This is a genomic window from Streptomyces spiramenti, from assembly GCF_012034385.1.
GTDB lineage: Bacteria > Actinomycetota > Actinomycetes > Streptomycetales > Streptomycetaceae > Streptomyces > Streptomyces spiramenti.
Genome location: NZ_JAAVJB010000275.1, coordinates 1 through 5772 on the forward strand (window position 1 = coordinate 1; position 5772 = coordinate 5772).

General features: G+C 67.2%; 7 protein-coding genes and 1 pseudogene. 4 read left to right on the forward strand and 4 right to left on the reverse strand.

Going from position 1 to position 5772, the window contains the following annotated elements; translation table 11 throughout:
* Positions 1-346 (forward strand): transposase (locus HCJ92_RS21415; protein WP_209311421.1); only part of this gene is annotated, 346 nt, incomplete at its 5' end.
* A 441-nt stretch (positions 347-787) separates the two neighbouring features.
* On the opposite strand, the pseudogene HCJ92_RS21420 reads toward HCJ92_RS21415, so the two are convergent.
* Positions 788-1380 (reverse strand): annotated as a pseudogene (locus tag HCJ92_RS21420) (transposase family protein); the annotation flags it as partial.
* Between the two features lie 701 nt (positions 1381-2081).
* Between HCJ92_RS21420 and HCJ92_RS21425 the strand changes: the two are divergent.
* Both HCJ92_RS21425 and HCJ92_RS21430 read left to right on the forward strand, forming a co-directional pair.
* The gene (locus HCJ92_RS21425) at positions 2082-2318 is read left to right on the forward strand and encodes a hypothetical protein (RefSeq protein WP_245241080.1); all 237 of its coding nucleotides are present in this window, start codon (positions 2082-2084) and stop codon (positions 2316-2318) included.
* Between the two features lie 45 nt (positions 2319-2363).
* Positions 2364-3209, forward strand: coding sequence for a hypothetical protein (locus HCJ92_RS21430; RefSeq protein ID WP_167935257.1), 846 nt, complete (start codon positions 2364-2366; stop codon positions 3207-3209).
* A gap of 299 nt (positions 3210-3508) precedes the next feature.
* Here HCJ92_RS21430 and HCJ92_RS21435 read toward each other — a convergent pair whose 3' ends face one another.
* From HCJ92_RS21435 to HCJ92_RS21445, 3 genes are read right to left on the reverse strand one after another with little or no spacing between them, the layout of a single operon-like run.
* Positions 3509-3931, reverse strand: coding sequence for a hypothetical protein (locus HCJ92_RS21435; RefSeq protein ID WP_209311423.1), 423 nt, complete (start codon positions 3929-3931; stop codon positions 3509-3511).
* Positions 3931-4287: a hypothetical protein gene (locus HCJ92_RS21440; protein WP_209311424.1), complete on the reverse strand. Its 357-nt coding sequence runs from the start codon at positions 4285-4287 to the stop codon at positions 3931-3933. Before HCJ92_RS21440 ends, HCJ92_RS21435 begins: the two co-directional genes overlap by 1 nt.
* 20 nt (positions 4288-4307) lie before the next feature.
* The gene (locus HCJ92_RS21445) at positions 4308-5456 is read right to left on the reverse strand and encodes a type IV secretory system conjugative DNA transfer family protein (protein WP_338054303.1); all 1149 of its coding nucleotides are present in this window, start codon (positions 5454-5456) and stop codon (positions 4308-4310) included.
* 143 nt (positions 5457-5599) lie between these two features.
* On the opposite strand from HCJ92_RS21445, the gene HCJ92_RS21450 reads away from it, so the two are divergent.
* A partial coding sequence (locus tag HCJ92_RS21450; RefSeq protein ID WP_209311425.1) for a transposase occupies positions 5600-5772 on the forward strand: 173 nt, incomplete at its 3' end.

The window sequence follows — 5772 nt, forward strand, 5'->3', positions numbered from 1 at the left end:
ACTCCGCCACCGGCTGCGGGCCCGCGCGGAGGACCGGATCCGGGCCGCACGGGCAACCGGCCTGCGCAACCTGCCCCTCCACACCACAGCCCAGAACAAGATCTGGCTCGAGATCGTCCAGCTCGCTCTCGACCTGCTGGCCTGGATGCCCATGCTCGCCCTGACCGGCACCGCCCGGCTCTGGGAACCCCGCCGACTGCGGTTCCGCCTCTTCTCCGCAGCCGCCCAACTCGTCACCACCGGCCGCCGCCGCATCCTCCGCCTCACCCGGCACTGGCCCTGGCCCTGGACCAACCTGATCACCGGCGCCCTGGAACGGCTCGCACTCCTACCCGACCCCGGATAACCAACGGTTCACCCGTCCCGACACCAGCACCACCCCGACCGGAACAGTGGAACCCGGCGCCCCACCCGAGGCGACACCCGGGACACCATCCTGCCCGGCCTCAGCCACGGACAGCGTGAGGGTCCGCCGACTCCGTCAGCGGACCCTCACGAAAGATCGAGGCTAGCGGCCACGACCTCGGACACTCGACGGCCGGGCACGATCAGAAATGATCGGCATTCTCGTCTCGTCGTACTGTCGCGGCGCCCCTCGACGGAGTGGTCGTGAAAACGGGGGCGAGCCCGACAGCCGCTTCGATCGTCACGGTGATCGCAGCCGGACGTAGGCGAGGCCGGGCGCCCGATCGAGATCCAGGGTGAAGCCCGGGAAGGCGTCCGTGCCGCCGGGCAGGGTGAGGGTGTAGCCGCTGCCTGACGAGGTGGTGGGGCCTGCCGGGGACGGAGAGAGTCTCCCGCCCCGTCCCCGGTACAAGGCGTGGGCCGTGCCACCGGCGCCTCGGTAGCTCTGCTCGGCGCAGCACGCGATGCCTGCCTCGGTGAGGGTGTCGGCGATGCCGTGTCGACGAGTCGCGCGGATGTCGTGGACGGCGCCGGGTAAAGCTGGGGGCGCCACCAGCAGTCGGCCGAAGGGTTCGGCGAGGAGCTGCACGTTCAGCCCGTGCTTCTTGTGTTTGCCGGAGTGGAACGGTCGGTCGGCGGCGATGCGGTCGATCGGCAGGGGTGTGCCGTCCAGCAGCATGAACGCCTTTGCCGAGGCGGTCCGTGCTGCCTCGGCGAGGCTCGGTGCGAGAGCGGCCAGGACCTCCACAGCCTCGGCGATGTACCGGTAGACGGTCGTGGTTCCGATGCCGAATCCGGCTACGAGCTGGGCGTAGGGGTGGCCGTTGCGGAGGTGGGCGAGGGTGAGCAGGGCTTGACACTCCGTGTTCAGGCGTCGCCAGCGGTTTCGATCACCTCCCCGCGTCGGCGGAGCTCGGTCGACAGCAGGCGCAGGGCAGAGACGGAAGCGTCCAGTCCGGACGGGTAGACAAGCACACGAAGCCTCCGGTGGGGGAGGAAATCTTGGTCGTGAACCCGTCTACCAGGGGCTTCACTCATTGTCGGCCCAGCCGGCTAGCAGCAAAGGCGGGTTGAAAAGAGCGCATTCACCGCAACAGCAGCGGCCTTCCGAGTGTCGTCCTCATTCTTCCTGCACGGCGGGACGGCGTCGGCGACGAAGTCGCCGCACAGGCGCCCCCTTGTCCGCCGCTGCTCAAGCGGCAGAGTGGGCTGGCGGTGTCGAACCGAGAAGGCGATAACCGGCCATGGTGTAGAAACACCGTTGACTGCTCGTCTGGGCTGCTGGTTTCGTTCCCCCGAGTCCGACACATCGGGAGGAGATATGACCCACAGAAGGCGCTACCGCTTAGCTGCGATAACGCTCGTGCTTGTACTCGGCTTCCAGGGCCTCGCGGTCTCTTCTGCGAACGCTGATCCCGCGTTTGCATTCGCGTCGTACGAAGACGCCGTCCCCGGCGTTGCCCCCGTGGGAGCCGAGGCGACTGAGGTCTACGTGGACATGGCGGGCCAAGAGATGGTGGCCTGGGAGGGGCGGGAAGGCCACGGAGGAGACCGCGCCGTTGGCGGCCTGCACGCCAGAGAGCGGCCGAGACAACCCACACCGTTCTGGCACCGGTGTGGCGGTATCTGGCCATGGATGGTGGCGCAAGGGGACGTGCAGTAAAGACCGCGCAGTCGTGTACAACTGCCTCTACGAGTGGTATACGGACAACAGTTGGCGGCAGAAGGCATGCTCGCCGCGGAAGACGCTCCGGCCCTACACCGGAAGCGGCGACCGCACCGTCGCACGCAAGAACTGCGACAACACGGTGCAGACTTCGTGGCGCAACCACGTAGACGTTGACGTGGTCGGGGAGGGTGACACCTCGGAGTGGCCCTACCGCCAGGCGGAAGTCAACTGCCGCGTCTTCTGAGACTAGGCCGTCGCGCAGTGGCGAGGCGATGAGAGAGGATCCAGCGTGCCCAAGCGCCGCATCTCAGCACAACCAGGCATCGCGCCTGAAGCCCGCTTCAGCGCGGGCACCATGTTTGCTGCGCTCTACGGAACGCTGGATCCTCTCGCGCTAGTCGATCACGAACCGAAGCCTGACGCTCACGCGCTGTTCTACCAGCGATCGATCGCTATGGGTTGGCTCGACGACCGATCAGCCGGCGGCGGATCCGAAGCCGGGATGAACCGCGCGTCCGGCCTCTGGAGCATGAACGATGCCGGATGGAACCACCCCCTCGCCGCTGCGGACACAGACCTGATCTCCTGGTTTCAGGTCGAGGCCAGCAGGGTGGCAGATGACCGACCGCTACCCGTACAGCCATTTCTGCAGTGTGCCGCGAGCGCAACAGCTCGGGTCGGGGCCATAGACCTCTCTGCGGTCCAGATCCTCCTGCCGCTCGGCGGGTTGGTTGATGCAGAGCGCCCGCCCTACGCCCCAGTGCCAGCGATGCAGACAAAAGACTGGTTCCCAGCAGGTCATCAGTCGATTGCTACCCCGGCGCAAGTCGTCATTGCCAGTGGCCAGGGCTACGCGGTGACCGATATTGCAGATCAGCTCGCCGATCAAGTTGACAGTCTGAGCGGTGGAGTATTTGACCGCGTCACTCTTGAATTGATTGAATCAGGAGCCCTTCTGCTGCCGCCTTTCGGTGATCAATTCTGGGGCGGTCCAGCGCTTCGCGGCGTCAGGATGCAGGGCCACCTATGTGAGTGGACCACGGACTCGATTGGGTGGCTGAGTGAAGTGGTTGGCGATGCTGGCGCCCGTCTTGGCATCCAGTGCCCGGTGCTGATCACTGTGACGCGAGCATGACCAAGTGAGCTGGAGCGAATAACCAGCGCAAGTGAATTGACTAGTCTTTCAGGCGGTAACTCGTGGCGGTCAGGTGGCGCAGGGAGCGCCATGTCGAAGCTGACGGATCGTGCCGTTACCCTGGCTAGACAACGAATCAGAACCCTGCGTGCGTCGCTCGTGCTCAGCTACCAGGGCCGCCGGTGAGGAACGCGGTCCCACTACCCTACCGATGACGGCGGGTGGCACCCATCTGGAATTCGCCATGGCGCTGGAACGGGAACCTTGGTGACGCCTTTGTTGTGCAAGTATCTGTGAATTCAGATGGGCGGAGGTGCCGAGCCGGCTTCGTGCGCAGGGTGGTCGAAGGTCTGCTCGCGCGCTCTGTAGGCCCACTCGGCCTCGGTGACGGGCTGCTGGCCCGTGCCGGGCTGGGGCGCCTGACCCTGGTGCTCAGCGAACGTCGTGAACACCAGCTCCGCGCGGCCGAGGGTCAACTGCGTGGCCCCATAGGGCCCGACGGCATAGCCGGTCCGGTGTCCGTGCCGATGCAGTTCCTCCACGGCGAGCACACCAGCCTCAGGCTCCGGCGCGTCTCCCGGTGGGACGAGGGCATGCAGGTCTTCGTTCCATTCCCAGCCGAGGTCGCGGAGCACGGTGCGGGCCTCCTCGCGCTCCCATCCGCTTCGCGCGACCAGGCCGCGGCGCGGGTCGGACGCGAACACCATGTCGGGTTCCGGCATCACTGCGACTTCGGCCCCTTCTGGACGTTCTGCTGGTCCTCAACGCCATGAGCGGGCGCTGCCGGCCAGGCGGCGAGCTGGAACCGTGAGGGCCGATCCCCGTGGCGGCCGACCCTGCACTCATCGGCTGCCTTCCCCAGCACCTTGTTCATGCGGGTGAGGAACCGGTCGTACTGTTCGTGCCAGACGATGGCCGCTCCAGCGTCTCGGTAGGCGTCGGCCCGAGCGAAGGCCAGTGCGGCGATCTCGTAGGTCAGGTTCCCGTGATGTCTCCAGCACGGGGGGATGACGTCCTGTGGCTGCCAGGCGTAGGTCTGGTTGAGCCATCGGCACACCGAGTCGAGCCATGCGGGCAAGGGCGTGATCAGCTCGGCTGTCAGCGCGCCGAGGTCCCACGGCGCCGGGCCGTCGACGAGGGACTCCTCGGCGGCACACGCCGCGATGTAGTCGACGACGAGGGCAGGCGGTTCGGGGAACGGGGCGAGTTGGGCGAGGGCGGTCGAGGGTGGCGTCGCCGGACTGCTCCTTCTCTACGGCGTTTCCACTCGGCTGCGTGCGCTCCTGATCGCTGCTTCTCCGCGCTGGCTCGACGCGATCGTTCAGCCTCGTTGGCCGCCCTGAGGGCGGCGACGTGCTGCTGGATGGCTCCCCAGGAGTCCCACGTCCACATGCCGTCGAGGCGGGTGATGACGGGAGGCAGGTTGTCGGCGAGCACAAGGGCGTGCCCGTCGGCGAGGGCCCTGATCTGGTCACCGCGAAGCACCGGCTCCACCGCCATGTGCGTTGCTGTGGAGTGCCCTCCTCGGTCTCCACCGGTGGTCGTCTTCGTCGTCCGTGCGCGCTCGACCTGACCGCAGAGGTCAGACATGTCCATCAGGAACGAGGGGTCCTTCGCGCCGCCGAACACCACGACGTGGTTCGTGAAGGACGCGAGCTCGTTCGCCGTGTCCTCTCCGAAGCGGGCGCGCGCCGATGCCCAGCCCTGAAGGCCGTAGACGACCGTGATGCCGCGGCCCCGGCCGTCAGCGACCCGCTGCCGCAGCGAGGGGATAGGCGCGATGTTCGGTGCCTCGTCGAGCGCCGCGAGGAGAGGTGGGTCCAGCCTCCCGGCCTGGGAGGTGAGTGCGTGCGCTTCGGCGACGTCCAGGAGGTCTTCCGTGACGGCGGTCGTGAGGGAGGCGACGGAGTTGACCTCCGAATCCTTCCCCAGCAGGTAGACGGTGCCTCCCTCGTCGAGGAGCTGGCGGAAGTCGGTGGGAGGCTCCCCACTTCCCTGAAGCGCGCGGACCACCGACTCGTGCATGAGAGGTTCGAGCGCCGCGTCCAGCGTGCTGGCCGTGTTCCCCACCGTGCGGCTGTCCCCGGTCGTTGCGGTCCGGAGCATGTCCGACCACCCCGGGCCGGCGCCTGGGTGGGCGTCGAGGATGCCGACCGGTGCTGGATCTGTCAGCTTGCGCGCCCAGGTCAGCACGCGCTCAAGCGACGCCCCGTCCAGCGCTGCGGCGTGGAGCAGGGCCGCGAGCACCTTGGCTGCCTGTCCCTTGTAGAAGGCACTGCCTTCGCTGGACTGGGCGGTTGCGCCAGGAATCCGTGAGCCGGCAACGAACGCTTTGAGCTCGTAACACGATCTTGTGATGTGGGGCTGGTGGGCGTGACCGGGGTGGCGGTTTGGCCGTTCGTGTTGGTGTGGGTGACAAGCCGTGGATCGTGTCGGATGAATTGTGGGCCCGGATAGAGCCGTTGCTGCCGCGGTGGCCGGAGCGGTCGCCGGGTCCGAGACCGCTGGATGACCGGCTGTGCCTGCAGGGCATCTTGTTCGTGCTCTACAACGACATCCGGTG